This is a genomic window from Natronomonas pharaonis DSM 2160 (assembly GCF_000026045.1).
In the GTDB taxonomy this organism is placed as follows: Archaea; Halobacteriota; Halobacteria; order Halobacteriales; family Haloarculaceae; genus Natronomonas; species Natronomonas pharaonis.
This window is the reverse complement of the sequence record NC_007426.1, coordinates 155565-172523: the sequence shown is the minus strand read 5'-3', so window position 1 is coordinate 172523 and position 16959 is coordinate 155565. Positions and strand designations below refer to the sequence as shown.

At 63.5% G+C, this 16959-nt stretch carries 14 protein-coding genes and 4 tRNA genes; 5 read left to right on the top strand and 13 right to left on the bottom strand.

Annotation, left to right across the window (positions count from 1 at the left end):
- Positions 1-30: 30 nt before the first annotated feature.
- The 5 genes from NP_RS00845 to NP_RS00825 form a co-directional block, all read right to left on the bottom strand.
- Positions 31-1812, bottom strand: a complete 1782-nt coding sequence (locus tag NP_RS00845) for a cation:proton antiporter (RefSeq protein WP_011321894.1) — start codon at positions 1810-1812, stop codon at positions 31-33.
- Between the two features lie 98 nt (positions 1813-1910).
- Positions 1911-3647, bottom strand: a complete 1737-nt coding sequence (gene glyS, locus NP_RS00840; RefSeq protein ID WP_011321893.1) for a glycine--tRNA ligase — start codon at positions 3645-3647, stop codon at positions 1911-1913.
- Entirely contained in the window at positions 3644-4495 is an 852-nt protein-coding gene (locus tag NP_RS00835; protein WP_011321892.1) for a CBS domain-containing protein, read from the bottom strand. The genes glyS and NP_RS00835 overlap by 4 nt, the downstream gene beginning before the upstream one ends.
- Positions 4496-4548: 53 nt before the next feature.
- On the bottom strand, positions 4549-6099 hold the full coding sequence (locus tag NP_RS00830) for a coiled-coil domain-containing protein (RefSeq protein WP_049939399.1): 1551 nt from the start codon (positions 6097-6099) through the stop codon (positions 4549-4551).
- Positions 6100-6923: 824 nt separating this feature from the next.
- Positions 6924-7030 (bottom strand) — tRNA-Ile (locus NP_RS00825).
- Positions 7031-7119: 89 nt separating this feature from the next.
- Between NP_RS00825 and NP_RS00820 the strand changes: the two genes are divergently transcribed.
- Positions 7120-8106, top strand: coding sequence for a hypothetical protein (locus NP_RS00820; RefSeq protein WP_011321890.1), 987 nt, complete (start codon positions 7120-7122; stop codon positions 8104-8106).
- 16 nt (positions 8107-8122) lie between these two features.
- On the opposite strand, the gene NP_RS00815 is transcribed toward NP_RS00820, so the two are convergent.
- Positions 8123-8195 (bottom strand) — tRNA-Asn (locus NP_RS00815).
- Positions 8196-8318: 123 nt separating this feature from the next.
- Between NP_RS00815 and cca the strand changes: the two genes are divergently transcribed.
- Entirely contained in the window at positions 8319-9665 is a 1347-nt protein-coding gene (gene cca / locus NP_RS00810) for a CCA tRNA nucleotidyltransferase (protein ID WP_011321889.1), read from the top strand.
- 2 nt (positions 9666-9667) lie between these two features.
- On the opposite strand, the gene NP_RS00805 is transcribed toward cca, so the two are convergent.
- Genes NP_RS00805 through NP_RS00795 form a run of 3 tightly spaced genes read right to left on the bottom strand, consistent with a single transcriptional unit; the run spans position 9668 to position 12566 of the window.
- Positions 9668-10678, bottom strand: coding sequence for a histone deacetylase family protein (locus NP_RS00805; RefSeq protein WP_011321888.1), 1011 nt, complete (start codon positions 10676-10678; stop codon positions 9668-9670).
- Positions 10675-11112, bottom strand: coding sequence for a histone family protein (locus NP_RS00800; RefSeq protein WP_011321887.1), 438 nt, complete (start codon positions 11110-11112; stop codon positions 10675-10677). The genes NP_RS00805 and NP_RS00800 overlap by 4 nt, the downstream gene beginning before the upstream one ends.
- Positions 11113-11162: 50 nt before the next feature.
- Positions 11163-12566 carry a single-stranded DNA binding protein gene (locus NP_RS00795; protein ID WP_011321886.1) on the bottom strand — a complete coding sequence of 468 codons (1404 nt, stop codon included), beginning with the start codon at positions 12564-12566 and terminating at the stop codon, positions 11163-11165.
- 244 nt (positions 12567-12810) lie between these two features.
- On the opposite strand from NP_RS00795, the gene NP_RS00790 reads away from it, so the two are divergent.
- The 3 genes from NP_RS00790 to NP_RS00785 all read left to right on the top strand — a co-directional run bounded on the left by NP_RS00790 (position 12811) and on the right by NP_RS00785 (position 14098).
- Positions 12811-12883 (top strand) — tRNA-Arg (locus tag NP_RS00790).
- 75 nt (positions 12884-12958) lie between these two features.
- Positions 12959-13543 carry a DUF309 domain-containing protein gene (locus NP_RS14000; RefSeq protein WP_011321885.1) on the top strand — a complete coding sequence of 195 codons (585 nt, stop codon included), beginning with the start codon at positions 12959-12961 and terminating at the stop codon, positions 13541-13543.
- Positions 13544-13591: 48 nt separating this feature from the next.
- A complete protein-coding gene (locus NP_RS00785) occupies positions 13592-14098 on the top strand; it encodes a nicotinamide-nucleotide adenylyltransferase (protein ID WP_011321884.1) in 507 nt (168 codons plus the stop codon).
- A 44-nt stretch (positions 14099-14142) separates the two neighbouring features.
- Here the strand turns inward: NP_RS00785 and azf are convergent, their stop codons facing one another.
- From azf to tuf, 4 genes are all read right to left on the bottom strand, one after another.
- On the bottom strand, positions 14143-14910 hold the full coding sequence (gene azf / locus NP_RS00780; protein WP_011321883.1) for an NAD-dependent glucose-6-phosphate dehydrogenase Azf: 768 nt from the start codon (positions 14908-14910) through the stop codon (positions 14143-14145).
- A 154-nt stretch (positions 14911-15064) separates the two neighbouring features.
- Positions 15065-15136: transfer RNA gene (locus NP_RS00775), tRNA-Ala, on the bottom strand.
- A 113-nt stretch (positions 15137-15249) separates the two neighbouring features.
- On the bottom strand, positions 15250-15558 hold the full coding sequence (gene rpsJ / locus NP_RS00770; protein WP_011321882.1) for a 30S ribosomal protein S10: 309 nt from the start codon (positions 15556-15558) through the stop codon (positions 15250-15252).
- 3 nt (positions 15559-15561) lie between these two features.
- Entirely contained in the window at positions 15562-16830 is a 1269-nt protein-coding gene (gene tuf, locus NP_RS00765; RefSeq protein ID WP_011321881.1) for a translation elongation factor EF-1 subunit alpha, read from the bottom strand.
- Positions 16831-16959 lie beyond the last annotated feature (129 nt).

Here is a 16959-nt window from a genome sequence, read left to right as displayed (position 1 = left end):
GCAGCCTCGGCCAGCTGTCGGCTGTCGCTGTCAGTCATCGAGTTCACCTACCATCTGCTCGTGGGTTTTCGGGAACGGGTCCGGGTTCCGGAGTAGCTCGGTGTCGGTTTCGATGGCACGGTCGAACGTCGGGCGGCCGTCGAGGTATGCCTCTAAGTAGGCCGTGAGTCGGTCTGCGGCGAGGTTGAAGCTGTTTACAACATAATCGGCCCCGTACTCGTACAGGATTTCGGCCCCGGCATCGCTTCGTGCTTCAACGAAAACGGTCGTCCCCTCGCCGACCTCGTCGATGATAGTTTTATTCACTGCGGGCTGGTCCGACGACGAGAACACGAAGTCGGCCTTCTTCAGCGCCGCGTCCTTTCGTATCGTCGAACTTGCGACATCGCCATATATGGCGTCGAAGCCCTCTGCCTGTAGCGCCTCGATGTGGTCGACGCGGCGGTCGATAACAACGACGTCGTCGTAATACTCGTCGAGGAGCGGCAGCACGTTCCGCGTCACGTCGTCGTAGCCGATTGCGACGGCGTGGCCGTTGTATGCCTTGCCTCCCTCGCTGAACGTCTCCTTCGGTTCGAACTGCGACAGCCACGGCTCGAACCGCTCGAAGAGTCGGTCGCCGAACTCAATGAAGTACACCGAGACGGCCATCGTAATCAGCGCGACAAGCGTCAGGAACCCGAGCACTTCGACACCGATGAAATCACCAGCCAGCGCCGCGACGCCGACGACGATACCGAATTCACTGACCTGAATCATGTAGAGGCTTCCGAGGAAATTTGTCTCGATGTCGAACCGCTGCCAGTTGATGAGGACGAAGAAGATGAGGAACTTCGCCACCATCAACACGACCGCCACGACGATGGCTTCCCGCCAGTAGAACAGTAGCTCTCGCGCCTGGATATCGAGCGCGACGGAAGCAAAGAATATCATCACAAACAGGTCAGTAAGCGGGTTCACCCGGTTTTGCAGCTCTTTGCTGTAGGGCAACTGCGCGATGGCAAGTCCGGCGAGGAAGGCCCCCATCTCGATGGAGAGGTACGCCGTCAGCCCAAGCGGCTCTAAAAAGAGGTTGACGTTGTCGGACACGAAGACAAAGAGAAATGCCCACGAGATGGCGACGAGGAAGAATATCTCCTTGTTGTCCGCGATACGGCGGAACACCCGCGGGAGTGCATACTTCGATGCCGCGAGCGCGGCGACGGTCACGACCGCAACGAGCACCAAAACGACCGCGAGCGTTCTCGCGACCTCACCGGCGCTTTCGGGACGGCCGGCGGCCAGCACCGCCAGCAGAATGACCACGACGATGTCCTGTACCAGCAGGACGCCGACATCAATCTTCCCGTGGAGGGATGTCGCCTCGTCTCTGTCTGTCAGCATCTTGATGACGACAGCCGTTGAACTGTACATCACCGCCAGCCCGATGATGACCGACTCGAGCACGGTAAACCCGGAGAGCGCCCCGATGGGAACGAAATTGAGCGCGTAGGCCGCTCCTCCACCAACGGCGGCAACAGCCACCATCTGCGGGATGGATATCTTGACAATCGGTGAGAGAACGTGTCGCACGTCGTCGAGGCGCATTTTGATGCCGAGCAGGAACAGCAGAAACGCCAGTCCAAGGTCGGACAGCGTATCGGTGAGTTCTGTAACCTCAACGATGCCGAACACGACCGGACCGATGAGTACCCCAGCAACGATGTAAGCGATAATCGTCGGCTGCCCCGTCTGCCGGGCGACGAACCCGAGAAGCGTGGCGCTGAGAAGTATAATCGCTAGGTCGACGGTGAGCGTCGTCTCGACGACCATTCAAGTACTCGTTTCGAGCCGTGGCTGCTAATTAACGCTGTCGGTACAAGCCGTTTCAACGGAGCCTCTGACCGCGAATGCTGCTTCGACCGGTCCCGCTACAACTCCGCAAGCGTTGCGCCGTCGACGAGTTCTGCAATCGCCGCCGGAAGGCCCTCGACCGGGACGCGGGTCTGGTCTGTCGAGTCCCGTTCCCGAATCGTCACTGTCCCGTCTTCCTGGGTTTCGTAGTCGACGGTCACGCAGTACGGCGTGCCGACCTCATCCTGACGGCGGTACCGGCGGCCGATGTTACCCGTATCGTCGTAGGCCACTTCGAATCCGGCTTCACGGAGCGTCTCGGACACCTCCCGAGCGCGGTCGTCGAGGCCGTCCTTGGTCATCAGCGGGAAGACCGCCACGGTCGTCGGCGCCAGCTCCGCCGGCAGGTCGAGGTAGGTACGTTCCTCGTCGTCGACCGTATCGGTTCCATGCGAGTGGACCAAAACACTGTATACCAGCCGGCCGACGCCGAATGACGGTTCGACGACGTGGGGCGTGATGTGCTCGCCGGCCTCGGTCTGTTCTTCGACGGCGAAGCCGGTCCTTTCGACGGGCACCGTGTATTCGTCGCCGTCGACCTCGACGGTGACCTCGTCGCCGTCGAATGCCGACCGGTCGCGGCCGGCAAGCGACTCCAGCGCCGCGGCGATGTCGCCGGCAGCGCCGCCGAACTCCGGACCGAGGTAGCTCATGTCCGGGTCGACGGTCGCCCGCTCTACAGTCTTCGGCTCGTCGTACTGTCGGAAGAGCGTGAACTCTTCTTTGGAGTAGTCGCCGTGCTTCGAGAGGTCGTAGTCCGACCGGTATGCGAAGCCGGTTACCTCGACCCAACTCCCGCCCAGTTCCGTCTCGGCGTCCCAACAGTCGGCCGCGTAGTGGGCCCGCTCGCCCGGCAGGTGCTGCCGGTAGCGGAACCGGTCCATGTCGATGCCGATGCGTTCGTAGAAGTCCATCGACCGCCCCAAGTAGTAGGCGACCCACTCGCTTTCGATGATGCCGGAGTCGACCGCCTCTGCGACGGTGTAGGTCTCGACGCCCCCGTTCTCGGCGTTCTGGTTTGCAACGGAGTACAGCGGTAGTTCGACATCCGCCACGCGGTCGATGGGCGGCTCGTCGCGTTCGGGGTCGATGAAGTGTTCGAGTTCGGCTTGCGTAAACTCCCGGACTCGAACGAGCGCTCGCCGCGGCGAAATCTCATTGCGGTAGGCGCGTCCGATTTGTGCCACACCGAACGGGAGCTTGTTGCGGGCGTACTCCTTGAGCCGCGGGAACTCGACGAAGATGCCCTGTGCGGTTTCGGGGCGGAGATAGCCGGGCGCGGACGACCCCGGTCCGATATTCGTCCCGAACATGAGGTTGAACTCCTCGACGGACTCGCCGGCCAGCGACTCGCCACAGGACGGACACTCGATGTGGTGGGTCGCGATGAGCTCGGCGACCTCCGTCGGCTCGTAGGCCTCCGCGTCCTCGATGTCCTCGATTTCGTCCTCGACGAGGTGGTCGGCCCGGTGGGTCGCCCCACACTCGGGGCATTCGATTATCATGTCGTCGAAGCCATCGAGGTGTCCGGACGCCTCAAAGACCGCTTCCGGCATGACTGTCGGCGCTTCGAGTTCCATGTTCCCCAACTCGCGCACGAAGATGTCTCGCCAGATGTCCTCGAGGTTTCGCTTCAGCGCCGCGCCCTCGGGACCGTAGGTGTAGAACCCGGCTGTGCCGCCGTAGGCCTCGTTCGATGAAAAGAAGAACCCACGGCGCTTTGCGAGTTCGGTGAGCGTTTCCAGCTCGCTCATACCAGCGCCTCCAGCAGGTCAACGTCCCGAACGATGCCGACGAGTTCGTCGCCGGAGACGAGCGGAATCTGCTCGATATCGTTCGATATCATCTGCTGGGCCGCGTCTCGGGAGGTCTTGTGCTTGGGAACCGAAATCAGGTCTTCCGTCATGAACTCGGCTACGGCGGCCGACGGAATCTCGACGTTCCGGGTCGGCACCGCGCGGCTCCCGACGGCCTTGATTCCTTCCCACATCCATTCGGAGTCTTGGTTGGCGACGGCGTCGCCGGGGTCGGTCTCGCCCTGCACGACACGGGCGACCTCGATGATATCGACTTCGGTGAGCATCCCGGTCTGTCGGCCGTCGTCGTCAAGGACGACGGCGTACGGGACGTTCGCATACGAGAGCTGGCGTTCGGCGACCGGCAGCGGCGTTCCCTGATAGATCGTGTTGACCTCGTGGGTCGCGAGCGAGCCGACCTCGGTTGCCCCGTCCTGGTCGCCTTCCGCGATTGCTCGAACGATGTCGGTTACCGTGACGATACCGACGAGCTCGTCGTCCTCGACGACCGGTACGCGGCGTTCGCCGGATTCGAGAACGAGCTCGGCGAGCGCCGCTATCGACGCCGACGGTTCGACGGTCGGGACCTCGCGTGTCAGCAGCGCCAGCTGGTCTTCGTCGGGCTGTTCGATGAGCGACTCGCGGGTGACGAGCCCGCGGAACAGCTCGCCGTCCGCGGTCGATTTCACGACCGGAACCGAAGAAAAGCCACGCTCCTGTAGATATTCGAGGACGTCTTCCCGTTTGCCGGGGATTTCGACGGTCACGACCTCGGACCGCGGCGTCATCGCGTCTACGACGTTCATACCGGCGTCCTTTCGTCGCCTCCGTACTAAGTCCACCGACCTCGCCCCGAAGACTACGCGTCGTCGTTGCTGGCGTCGATGCTGTCGTCGCCGTTGCTACTGTTCTTTGTTCCGTCGCCAGCTTCGTCGCCGGCTTCGTCGCCGGTTTCGTCGCCGGTGCCGTGGTCGACGCCATCTTCGGCGCTGTCCTCACCGCCGTCCGTGATGCGCTGCTCGATGTGCTCCCGTAGCTCCTCGGGGTCAATAACGCCGCGTCGAAGCCCGATACCGGCACCGACAAGCCCGACGCCGACGACAGAAAGCGCCACTGACTGGACGGCAAGCGCTTCGCCGATTCCTGCAAGCAGCGCGGTGACGACGGCAGCCGCCTCTGGAAGCGCCACCTCGGCTTCCAGTACCGCGAGCGCCCGCTCGACACCGACCGTCCCACCGACGAGGCCGACGAGGCCAACGAACAGCGACCCGCTTCCGAGGCCCACCGCGGCCGCTGCTGCGGAGGCCCCCAACGCGATGACGGCCGCCAGCGCCAGTGCGGCCAGCGGCAGCGCGACTGCGAGCGTCTCGGCCGTCGACACGCCTTGCTGTGCTGTCTCGGCGGCCGTCATCGCCTCCTCGTCGACTTCGGCGGTCAGGTCAACCGTCTCCGGCATCTGCTCGTCGAGTTCGTCCTCGGCGATATCGACCATCGCGTCCCCGAGGTCGTCTCTCGCCGCGTCGGTCCGTTCGACGTACTCGTCGTGGTCGGCCGCGCCGGCCACCGCGTCGGCGTAGGCGGTCCCGAGCGCCACCAGCGGCTCCTCTAGCTCACCGGCCGGACCGGTGAGGTTCGCCCGTAGCGCGGCGGCTGTCTCCTCGCGGAGCTCCGTCCGGTGTGCTTCGAGCTGGGCGTCGATTTCGGCTTCGAGTTCGGATTCGTCGTATTCGTCTTCGACCGCCGCTTCAAGCTCCTCGTCGCTTAACTCCCGTCGCGTCTCCTGTTGTATCGCCGCTTTCTGCTCTGCTCGAATGTCTGCCGCTATCTCCGCCCGGAACGCCTCCTGTTCGACTTCGAAGCGCGTCTCGTTTTCCGCCATCGCGTCGATGGCCTCGCCTTCCGGCACGCCGAGCGCGCCGAGGTCGATGTTCGCTACCTCAGTTTCGAGGACGTCGAGAAAGTTCTCTTTCGCTGGCTCAAGGTCGATTTCAAGCTGTAGTGTCTCGGTGTCGCCGCTGAGGTAGGCGTACAGCCGGTCGATATTCGCCTCAACCTGTGATTGGATGTACGCCTCGCTGACGGTCGCCTCCAGTAGCTCCTCTTCGGAGCGTTCGAACGGCCATTCATCGGCGGTGTCGGCTTCCGCTGCGACTGGTGGACCGTCGTCTCCCCCGGCTGCTTCTGTCCCGGACTCGGGTGCCGCAATCGCGGTTGCCTCCTCTATGTCTGCCTCTTCGAGTAGCTCCCCGCGCAGCTCGTCGGCGAAGTCCTCGTAGGCAGATTCTTCTTCGGCGGTCGTCTTTACGTACTCCTCATCGAGGACCGTCCTATCGACGGCGACGACGAGGTTCGCCGCCAGCAGGACGATGACAAAGACCACCCCAAGCGCGACAGTCCCACCGTCCGCCAAGCGCCCATGGGCACATTCTAGCAGTTACGGGTCTTAAACGCCCGGCTCAGTTTCTGCTGGCGAAACGAAGCTTGGTCGCTCCGGGTTCACGTTCGCTCGTAGCTTGGGTCATGTGTCGCGGCGGTAGTCGCGGCCGTGGGGGGCACTCGGCTCGTACAAGGGTTGTCTGAAACTCGACTCCATCCGGCGTATAGCGGTACATCGTGTTGCTTCAACCCCACAAGGGTTCGTCTGAAACCCATCCCACGTCCGCAGTTCGTCAAGGATGTTTCCGCTTCAACCCCACAAGGGTTCGTCTGAAACCTGGCAGCACGTCGATGTAGCCAGCCGTCTCAAGAGCGCTTCAACCCCACAAGGGTTCGTCTGAAACGATTTATTGTTCATCGGTAGGGCGTTGGATACAACAGCTTCAACCCCACAAGGGTTCGTCTGAAACCAGCCCTGCTAGAGGCGTGTCAACAGCTCTACGTCTGGTTCATACAAAGAAATTTCCATCGACCCCCAATCAACCCCATACCCCTGGGGGGTTGATGGAAAGCCACTCGACGGTTGCAGCCAGGCAAGTCAGTCGAAGGCTGTCTTACTGGGATTGAATTCAGGTCTGGATTATACATCATAAGTTACTCGTGCCGGACGGCATCCGAGTAATCAGTTGTGGTGGGCGTCTGCCGGTGGTTGCCCCCACCAGCTTTGGGGTACGGTTCTCACGCTGTGCTGGATACAGAGCCTCTATACAGTGATAAAAATAAACGTAAAATCAGCTAGTCTGGCGGTAAACGCCTTAGGTTGTCAAAAAGCCGGCCAAGGAGCGTATACACTGTGGATGGGCCCTGCCGGATTTGAACCAGCGCTCGCCCGGTGTCCCATCCCGTAGCCGAACAGCGACGGGAGTATGAGCCGGGTGCTTTTAACCAGACTAAGCTAAGGGCCCTTCTACTCCGGAGTAACCGCCCGCCCCTCTTTAGTTTGCCGGGTATCGGCCGCCGCTGCATATACCTTACTTGAGCCACTATTTACGGTATGGACCTGTCCCGACGGGGAGTGCTGGCAGCAGGGGCGGTCGCACTCGCCGGGTGTGCCGACCTCGAAGAGCAGGCCGACCGCCGGCTCTCGTCGTCTGGCGGCCACCCGCTGTCCGGGACGACGTCGGTCGCCATCTACGACCGGAGCGAGAGCGACCACGACCTGCAGGCGCTGTCGACCGAAGCCTTCGATTTCTGGGAGGCCAACGCGCCGACCTATGCCGGCTTCGAGACCACGTTCCTCTTCGGGGCTGACGACCTGGACCTTGAGGTCATCTTTCTCAATGACGGGAGCGAGCTACAAGGCTGTGCCGACCACGCGACTGACGACATCCTCGGTTGTGCGCCCCTGCTCCAGGCTGACCACGACCCCTCGTTTCCGGTTACAATCGAAGTCGTCGTGGACGACCGGCCGTTCGGTGACGTTCGGGTGACGCTCAAACACGAACTCGGGCATGCGCTCGGGCTGGGCCACGACGACGACCCGGCCTACGTGATGTCCAACGACATCGAAGACCGCCTGCCGGAGTACGAGGCTCGCATTGCGGTCCGGGACGCCTTCGAGGAGGCATGGCGGACGAGAAACGCCGCGACGGAGACCTACAACGAGGCCGTCAGCCGCTGGGACTCCGGTGACCCACCGGCCGCCGAGTCGACGTTTGAGGCGGCGGCCGACACGTACCGGGACATTGCGATTCACGCCGACGAGGCAGAGACGGCGGCTCGGGCTTTCGAATCGATGCCCAGACGTGACACCGTCGACCGCGAGGAACTGTCACAGTACGTCGACCAACTTCGCGCGTGGGCCGACACTGCGGCCGAGCAGGCCGAACTCATGGCGACCGCTGCCGCGGCAGCCGACAGCGGCGACCGGCAGACCGCACGGGACCGTCAGCGGGAGGCACAGGATATCGGCGAGACGCTCAAGTCGAAGCCGTTCCCGTCGCCGGCTGCTGTGGCGGTGGCTATCGGACTGATGCGGTGAGTGTCAGAAGGAAAAGCGCCGCCGCCAGGTCTCGAACCTGGGACAACCACGTTAACAGCGTGGTGCTCTACCAGCTGAGCTACGGCGGCCCTCGCACCCCAACGTAGTCCGATTTGATTCATATGGCTTTCGCTTCGCACCGCCCTCATCGTGTAATTCCATACCACGGATAGCACCGATACGTTTTACGAGCCGACGCCGCAACCGCAGGTATGTCCCTGGAGTCGGTGCTGTCGTCGGTTCGTGACCGGGTTGTCCCCGAGGCGTCGGAGCAGGAAGCGCTGCAGGCGGCGGTCGCGAAGCTGACGGCCCGCGCCGAGGCGGCCATCACCGACCTTCCCGTCACGGCGGACACGCGTCTTGTCGGGTCGACGGCCCGCGGTACGTGGCTTGCCGGCGACCGCGACATCGACCTTTTCGTGCGGTTCCCGCCGGACCTCGACCGCGAGCGGCTCGAAACCTACGGGCTCGAAGTCGGCCACGCCGTGCTGCCGGACGGCCACGAGGAGTTCGCCGAACACCCCTACGTCAAGGGCAGCTACCGCGGTTTCGATGTTGATTGTGTCCCCTGCTATGCGGTTGCGGATGCGACCGATATCCGGTCGGCGGTCGACCGGACGCCGTTCCACACCGAGTATCTCGACGGCCGCATCGAACGGCTGGCCGACGACGTGCGGCTAGCGAAGGCGTTCCTGACGGGCATCGGCGTCTACGGAAGCGACCTCCGGACACGCGGCTTTTCGGGGTTTCTGACGGAGCTTCTGGTGGTCGAATACGGGGGATTTGAGGCGCTTGTTGAGGCGGCGGCCGATTGGCAGCCGCCCGTGCGACTCGACCCCAAATCCCACGGCCAGCGGTCGTTCGATGACCCGCTCGTCGTCGTCGACCCGACCGACCCCGAGCGGAACGTTGCCGCAGTCTGTTCGGCGGCGAACGTCGCCCGGCTCATCCACTACGCCAGAGACCTACAGACCGACCCGCGGGCGTCGCTCTTTGAACCGGCCGACCCCGAACCGCTGTCGCCGGCCGCAGTTCGAAAACGCGTCAGCGAGCGCGGGACGACGCCCGTGGCCGTTCGGTTCGACGCGCCCGATATCGTCGACGACCAACTGTATCCGCAACTCGACAAGTCTCTCAACGGCATCGAGGGGGCGCTCGACCGCGCCGGATTCGACCCGCTCCGTAGCGCCCGCTTTGCTGACGAGTCAGCGGTGCTTTTCGTCGAGTGTGCTGTCGCCGAACGGCCGGCGATAGAGCATCATGCCGGCCCGCCGGTCGGGGTCCGCGACCATGCTGAGGGATTTTACGATGCCTACGCCGACAGCGATGCCGTGTCCGGTCCGTTCATCGACGAAGACGGTCGCTACGCCGTCGAACGGGCGCGGGACGCCCGGACGCCTGCGGCGCTTCTCCGCGAACAACTCTTCGATGTCTCGCTCGGCACGCACGTTGCGGACGCCCTCGCAGACGACTACGAAATACTCTCCGGCGAGGAAGTCGCATCGCTCGCGCCGTCGTTTGGGACCGAACTCGCTGCCTACTTCGACCCGAAACCGTAATTTCAGAGGTCGTGGGCGTCACGAACGTCGTTGATGACCCGTTTTGATTTCGAGCGAACGTCGCCGCCCGGCTCCATCGGCTCACGGCCATCGAAGATTTCGTGGACGATTCCGACCGAGTCGGCAAGCGGGTCGAGCCCGTAGCCGCCCTCCAGCACGAACGCCAACGGGGCGTCGTGGTCGGCGGCGATGTCACGGACCGTCGCGGTGAGGTAGCCGTACCCCTCAGTGGTGACGCGCATCCGCGAGATGGGGTCGTGCTTGTGGGCGTCGAAGCCGGCGCTGACGACGAACAGGTCCGGCTCGAACCGGTCGAGCGCCGGCCGCAGCAGTTGTTCCATCACCGCTCGGTACTCGGCGTCGCCGCTGCCTCCCGGCAGCGGAACGTTGAGAATCGTGTTTCTGGCGTCCGGCCCGCCGGTCTCCAGCACGTCGCCCGTCCCGGGGAAGAGCCCCCGCTCGTGAATCGAGGCATAGAAGACATCGTCGCTGTCGTAGAAGATATCCTGTGTGCCGTTACCGTGGTGGACGTCCCAATCGAAGATGACTGCGCTATCGACGCCGGAGTCCTCGGCGTCGAGTGCCTGTTGCACCGCGACAGCGGCGTTGTTGAAGAAGCAAAACCCCATCGCCTCGTCGATTTCGGCGTGGTGTCCCGGCGGCCGACCGATAGCAAACGGCGTTTGTCGACCGTCAGCGCCGCCGATGGCTTCATCAACTGCCCACGAGGCCAGTCCCGCCGAGGCTAGTGCGGCCTCCCACGTCTCCTCGACGGCAACGGTATCAGCATCCCACGTCCCGCCGCCGTCGGCCATGAACGCCTCGATGTCAGCCACGTAGTCGGCGTCGTGGACGGCCTCTATTGCATCCCGCTCCGCGAGCCGGCCGTCCCGGTATTCGACGCCGTGCCGCCGCTTGAGGCCGCGGCGGATAGCCCGGAGACGGTCTGCCGTCTCCGGATGACGTGACCCGGTGTCGTGTTCCAGACAGGCCTCGCGGTAGCCAAACCTCATTCGAAGTGTGGTTTGAGTTCGTAGTACGTTTCGATATCGTCGGCCTTGACGGTCCGACGGTCGGCGTGACGAGCGAGAATCGCCGCGGCCGTTGCGACGGTGTCCGCGTACGCCTCAAGCTCGCCCGCGAGGGCGATACGCGCGTCCATCGAGACTCGATACCGGTCGTCGATGTCGAGCCGTGCGATTCTGTCGACAGGCGCAACCGGCAGTTCGAGTTCGTCTTTATCCCCCGGCGTTGACCCGAAATCCTCCGCCATCAGCGTCTTCCGTCCGTCCGCCGTCGCCCGTTCGGCCGCCGTTTCCGCGAGCGCCGCACCGTGGTCCTGTATCCGGCGGGCGAGTTCTTCGGCAGCCTCGGCACTGACCCGCAGTTGCCCCGCGTTCCGTCTAATGATGGTATCGACTGGGGCGAACGGTAACTCGACGCTCATATCCCACACGCGGGGCGAGTCGGCCTTAATCTTTGCGAGGCAGTGCCGCACTAGAAGACGTCTTCGGCCACGAACCGCTCGCCGTCACGACGGCCGCGGACCGTTACCTCCTGTCCGAGATGGACTTCGGCGTCCGTTTCGACGTGAATCGTCTCGTCGCCGTTGTCGAGGATAACCGGGTCTGCGGGCTGGACGACGGTTCCAGTAACCGTTTCCGGTTCATCACCCGCATCGCTTGCGGCCTCGTCGTCGGCTGCTGGGTCGCTGCCGTCGCTCCCGTCGTGAGCCGCTGCCGAACCACCACTAAACTCGTCGAGCCCGGCGGAATCACCGCCACGGTCCGGGTCATCGTCGTCAAGGACGACGACCGTCGACTGCCAGCCGGCGGACGCTTCGAGGTCGTCCTGCCAGCCGTCCTGGATTTCGACATCGGCACAGAACACCTCGTCACCGGGGCCAACATCAAGGTCGGCCTTTTCACCCCACAACGCCACTCGAATGTCGCCCGTGTTGTCCTGCAGCCGGACGTTTCTAACCTGTCCTTCGCTGCCGTCGTCGCGGTCGAAGGTCCGTTTCGGGTCCGCAGAACGGACGACGCCGGCGATATCGACCGTCTCGTCTATGGCGATGCTGTCGATGTCGGTTGCGTCGGGGACGAACTCGACGGATTCATCGAGCTCGTCGATGTCGCTTCTGGAGCCAGCATGGAGTTCGAGGTCGCCCTCGCGTTCCCGGACGTAGCCGTCGACGATTTCGACGCTCTGGCCGGCTTCGAGCGCCTCGGCCCGGTCAGCCTGTTCGTCCCACAACGTAACCCGGATTTTCCCGGTCTCGTCGCCGAGCGTCAGGTTCGAGACGCGGCCCTCGCTGCCGTCGTCGCGGTCGAAGGTACGGACTGCGTCGGTATCAAGAACGACACCGCGGAGCGTCACGTCGGACTGCCCCATCGAAAGCGAGTCGGCCGTCGTCCGTCCGTCGAGGTCGACTTCGATTTCGGCTTCTTCGTCGGCCTCGATGCGGTCGGCGCTGACTTCGACACCGCTGTAGCCGTCTTTCGGACGGCCCTTGATGCGGAACACCTGCCCGGGTTCGACCTCCTCGTCGGCCGCGACGGCGTCGTCGTCCCACAGTGCGACTCTGACTGTCCCCGACTCGTCGGCGACATCGAGGTTGAGGACGTGTCCGTCCTCGTCGTCTTCGCCGTCTCGCTCGAAGGTCCGCAGTTCGCCGACGCTTGCTACCTTACCGAGGAACTTCACCTCCTCTAACCCCGGTTCGATGTCGGCGATGGTTTCGACCTCGCCGCCGTCGAGGTCGTGTGCGATGAGCATCGCGGCCGTCTCCTCGTCGGCCAACCCGCCCATCTGTTCGACCTTCGCTTCGACGGCCTCGCGGAACTCCGACTCGGATACGTCCGCGTCGAGGTCCTCGTAGATGTCCTCGATAGCGCCCATTGTCAGGCTGATTGACGGCTGCCACGCGAAAAGCGTTGTCGTTGTCGTCGCGTCGTCGTCTCCACTGTCTGTCGCTCCCGTAGCCGTCCTCCGTCTGCCACCGCAACCGGAATTGCTGTCAGCATACGTCGGCTGCCCCCGTCCCCGTACAAGAAGCTTCGGCCGCTCCGGCGGCGTTCGTCGCCCTCCTTGCTGGCGCTCGAATCGTAACCCCTATACGTCACTCCGGGTTACGTGTGAGTGAGTCCGGGTAGGGTAGTGGACTATCCTCTTGGCTTGCGGAGCCAGGGACCGGAGTTCAAATCTCCGTCCGGACGTTCTTCACTGACAACTCATCGAACAGCCGTGCCTTCATCCGACAGACTGACGCCTCCACACTCACGACTGTCTGTATGGAGGCGCTTCGCGCCGGCCTCGCGCTCTACAATGCCGGCCACTTTCTCGCCGCACACGAGCCATGGGAAGACCGCTGGCTTGACGCGCCGCCGGAGTCCCGCTCGGACTGTTTGCAGGGACTCATTCAGGCGACAGCGGCCATTCATAAAGCCCGGACAGGCAACTGGTCGGGGGCCGTCGGCCTCGCCGAAAGCGCTGTCGACTACCTCGCCGATTGTGACCGCGTCGCTGTCGGTTCGCTTGTCGATTGGCTTGCCCGGCTCGCTGCCGACCCCGAACTCGCCGAACGCGAGCGGCCGCCACAGCTACGGCTCGATGGCAACGTTGTCGCCGTCTCGTCGCTTCGGGTCCCGGCGCTCGCCAGCGCCGCTGCCGCGCTCGCTGCGGTCCACGGTGACGACTTTGTCGACACAGCGCTTACGTACGCCGCTGCCGACCTCGATTCGGAGGCGACGAGCCCGCTTCTTGCGCCGCTTCGCGCGTACGTCGCCGAAGGAACACCCATCGCCGCGACCCGTCTCGAACGCCGCGTCGAGAAACGAACACGACGCGACGACGACGTAGAAGGTCTCTTCGATTGACCCCGCACCGACCGATACGTTATCTGTCTTGGGCCTCGCGTTGCGGATATGCGTGGCCTGCTCATCGGCCGGTTCCAGCCGTTCCATTTGGGGCATCGCTATCTCATCGAACAGATCGACGAGGCAGTCGACGAGGTCGTTATCGGCATCGGCAGCGCCGGCCAGTCACACACTCGCGAGAACCCATTTACCGCCGGCGAGCGCGTCCATCTCGTGCAGGATGCTCTCGAAGAACTGGACGCCAAGACGTATCTGATTCCCATCGCTGACATCGAGCGAAACGCGATGTGGGTCACCCATATCGAAACCCTCTGTCCGGAGTTCGACGTTGTCTACAGCAACAACCCGTTCGTCGAGCGGCTCTTCGAGGAGGCTGGCTACGAGGTTCGCGGGACACCACTCCACGAGCGGGACCGCTACTGTGGCTCGGAGATTCGCCGTCGAATGGTCGCCGGTGACCGGTGGCGACCCCTCGTCCCTGACCCGGTTGCTGCCGCTGTCGACGATATCGGCGGCGTTGCGCGCCTGCAGAAGATAACCGACGACGACACCTAACTCGCTGCGGTGCGTCCCGACCACAGCAGCCAACGGCTCCAGCGCTACGCGTCGTCTTTCGGCGTTCCGTCGAAGTGGTAGTCTGCGGAATTGTCCTTCGGTTCGTATCCGAGTACGTCTTTTGCCCGCTCCAGCGAGTAGTACTTGCGGTCGTTGTCGGAGATACCGTAGACGATTTCGAAGTCGTAGTCGGCCTGCAGCGCCCGGTCGTGGAGGTGCGCACAGTCGCGGTAGGAGAGCCACATGGCCTGTCCGCGCTCGTACTCCTTCGGTGGATGCCCCTTGGTGAGGTTTCCGATGCGGATGTTGCAGACATCGATACCGTACTCGTCGTGGTAGTAACGGCCGATAACCTCGCCGGTCGCCTTCGAGATGCCGTAGTGATTGCCCGGCCGCGGGAACTCGGTGCCGTCGAGCCGGAAGTCGTCATCGGTGCGGTAGAGCTCCGGCTTCCGGTCCGTCTCGAAGTGACCGACCGCGTGGTTCGAGGAGGCGAAGACGAACTTCTCGACGCCGGCCTCGATGGCCGCATCGTAGAGCACCTTCGTCCCGTGGATGTTGTTCTCCAGCACGGAGTCCCACGGTGCGTCACGCCGGGGGTCGCCGGCGAGGTGGACGACTGCCCCGACATCTTCACAGGCCTCGGCGACGAGTTCCTCGTCGCTTACGTCCCCGACAAGGTATGGATGGTCCGGGTCGAACGGCGGTGGGTTGTGAAACAGATACCGCCAGTCGTACTCGTCGGCCAATCCTTCTCTGATGGCCGTTCCGACCGACCCCTTGGCTCCCGTGAGCAGCACGGTCTCGTCCATTTGTGTCGAGACAGGCGGCAAGCCGGTAAGAAACGTGCGGTTCGGAGCAGCCGCGATTGTGGCTGCGGGTCTGTGCGTTAGTGGCCGCTCCAGCTCCGTCGGCGAGGGAATGAGTCGAGCGAAGCGAGACGAATGGACTCGCGGCGCAAAATAGTGGACTCGCCGGGATTTGAACCCGGGGCCTCTTCCTTGCGAAGGAAGCGATCTGCCGCTGATCTACGAGCCCGCATCAATCGGTTATCGATTCGGTCGTTTGAACCTTCTGATTCGCAGCGTTACGGAAAGCGACCGGGAGCGGTCGCGCGTGAGTGCTGCGGCGGACACGACCCGCGCGGCGCGTTAGTCCTCGAGGACGATCTCGATTGAGACGTCGTTCGGGACCTGAATCCGCATCAGCTGGCGGAGCGCGCGTTCGTCGGCGTCGATGTCGATGAGCCGCTTGTGGACGCGCATCTCCCAGTGTTCCCACGTCGCGGTCCCCTCACCGTCGGGGGACTTGCGGGCGGGAATCTCCAGCGTCTTCGTCGGGAGCGGAACCGGGCCGGAAAGCGTCACGCCGGTCTTGTCGGCGATCTCTCGGACATCGTCGCAGATGTCATCGAGGTCTTCCGGGGCCGTGCCCGCGAGGCGAACGCGTGCCTGCTGCATGCGTTATCGCTCGTTGACGCTGAGGACCTTGCCGGCCGCGACGGTCTGACCCATGTCGCGGATGGCGAAGCTGCCCAGCTCGGGGATCTCGTTCGAGGACTCGATGCTGAGCGGCTTCTGGGGTCGAACCGTCACGACAGCGGCGTCGCCGGACTGGATGAAGTCCGGGTTCTCCTCTGCGACCTCGCCGGACGACGGGTCGATCTTCTTGTCGATGGATTCGATGGTACAGGCGACCTGTGCCGTGTGGGCGTGGAAGACAGGCGTGTAGCCGGCCGTGATGACCGACGGGTGCTGCATGACGACGACCTGTGCCTGGAAGGTCTCGGCGACCGACGGCGGGTCGTCGGCGGGACCACAGACGTCACCACGTCGGATGTCGTCCTTGCCGACGCCGCGGACGTTGAAACCGACGTTGTCGCCGGGTTCGGCCTTCGGGACCTCTTCGTGGTGCATCTCGACGGTCTTGACCTCACCGGAGACGTCCGACGGCTGGAACGAGACGTTGTCGCCGGTGTTGAGGATGCCGGTCTCGACACGTCCGACGGGGACGGTACCGATACCGGAGATGGTGTAGACGTCCTGAATCGGCAGTCGCAGCGGCGCGTCCGTCGGCGGCTGCGGCTCCGGCAGGTCGTTGAGTGCCTCAAGCAGCGAGGGACCGTCGTACCACGACGTGTTCTCGGAGGCTTCGGAGACGTTGTCGCCTTCGAACGCCGAGGTCGGGATGAACTTGGCGTCCTCGGTGTTGAAGCGAACCTGCTCGAGGAGCTGGTTGACTTCGTCGACGACAGCCTTGTACTTGTTCTCGTCGTAGTCGACGAGGTCCATCTTGTTGACCGCGATGATGAGTTCGTCGATACCCAGCGTTCGGGCCAGGAAGACGTGCTCTTGGGTCTGCGGCTGGACACCGTCGTCAGCAGCGACGACGAGCACCGCGTTGTCGGCCTGGCTCGCGCCAGTAATCATGTTCTTGACGAAGTCGCGGTGGCCCGGACAGTCGACGATGGTGAAGTAGTACTCGTCGGTGTCGAACTCCTGGTGGGCGATGTCGATGGTGACACCACGCTCTCGCTCCTCGGCGAGGTTGTCCATCACGTAGGCGAACTCGAAGCCGCCCTTGCCCTTTTCTTCTGCTTCTTCTCGATACTGTTCGATGACGTGCTCGGGTACGCTCCCGGTCTCGAAGAGGAGCCGCCCGACCATCGTACTCTTTCCGTGGTCGACGTGGCCGATGACGGCCAGGTTCTGGTGGGGTTTGTCTTCGCTCATTTGTTTTCTCACGCGCAGTGGCGCTGTATCGGAGTCTTTTGTCGGTCCCCCGTAAAACGATTTCGAAAGGGATTCACCTGAAACCGGCCGCTTCGGGGCCTTTGCGAGCCGATACCACGGAAAAAGCAG

What these genes read in the sequence shown, in the direction of transcription:
- NP_RS00845 (WP_011321894.1), bottom strand. Translation starts at nt 1,812, where the DNA reads ATGGTCGTCGAGACGACGCTCACCGTCGACCTAGCGATTATACTTCTC.
- glyS (WP_011321893.1), bottom strand. Translation starts at nt 3,647, where the DNA reads ATGAGCGAGCTGGAAACGCTCACCGAACTCGCAAAGCGCCGTGGGTTC.
- NP_RS00835 (WP_011321892.1), bottom strand. Translation starts at nt 4,495, where the DNA reads ATGAACGTCGTAGACGCGATGACGCCGCGGTCCGAGGTCGTGACCGTC.
- NP_RS00820 (WP_011321890.1), top strand. Translation starts at nt 7,120, where the DNA reads ATGGACCTGTCCCGACGGGGAGTGCTGGCAGCAGGGGCGGTCGCACTC.
- cca (WP_011321889.1), top strand. Translation starts at nt 8,319, where the DNA reads ATGTCCCTGGAGTCGGTGCTGTCGTCGGTTCGTGACCGGGTTGTCCCC.
- NP_RS00805 (WP_011321888.1), bottom strand. Translation starts at nt 10,678, where the DNA reads ATGAGGTTTGGCTACCGCGAGGCCTGTCTGGAACACGACACCGGGTCA.
- NP_RS00800 (WP_011321887.1), bottom strand. Translation starts at nt 11,112, where the DNA reads ATGAGCGTCGAGTTACCGTTCGCCCCAGTCGATACCATCATTAGACGG.
- NP_RS00795 (WP_011321886.1), bottom strand. Translation starts at nt 12,566, where the DNA reads ATGGGCGCTATCGAGGACATCTACGAGGACCTCGACGCGGACGTATCC.
- NP_RS14000 (WP_011321885.1), top strand. Translation starts at nt 12,959, where the DNA reads ATGGAGGCGCTTCGCGCCGGCCTCGCGCTCTACAATGCCGGCCACTTT.
- NP_RS00785 (WP_011321884.1), top strand. Translation starts at nt 13,592, where the DNA reads ATGCGTGGCCTGCTCATCGGCCGGTTCCAGCCGTTCCATTTGGGGCAT.
- azf (WP_011321883.1), bottom strand. Translation starts at nt 14,910, where the DNA reads ATGGACGAGACCGTGCTGCTCACGGGAGCCAAGGGGTCGGTCGGAACG.
- rpsJ (WP_011321882.1), bottom strand. Translation starts at nt 15,558, where the DNA reads ATGCAGCAGGCACGCGTTCGCCTCGCGGGCACGGCCCCGGAAGACCTC.
- tuf (WP_011321881.1), bottom strand. Translation starts at nt 16,830, where the DNA reads ATGAGCGAAGACAAACCCCACCAGAACCTGGCCGTCATCGGCCACGTC.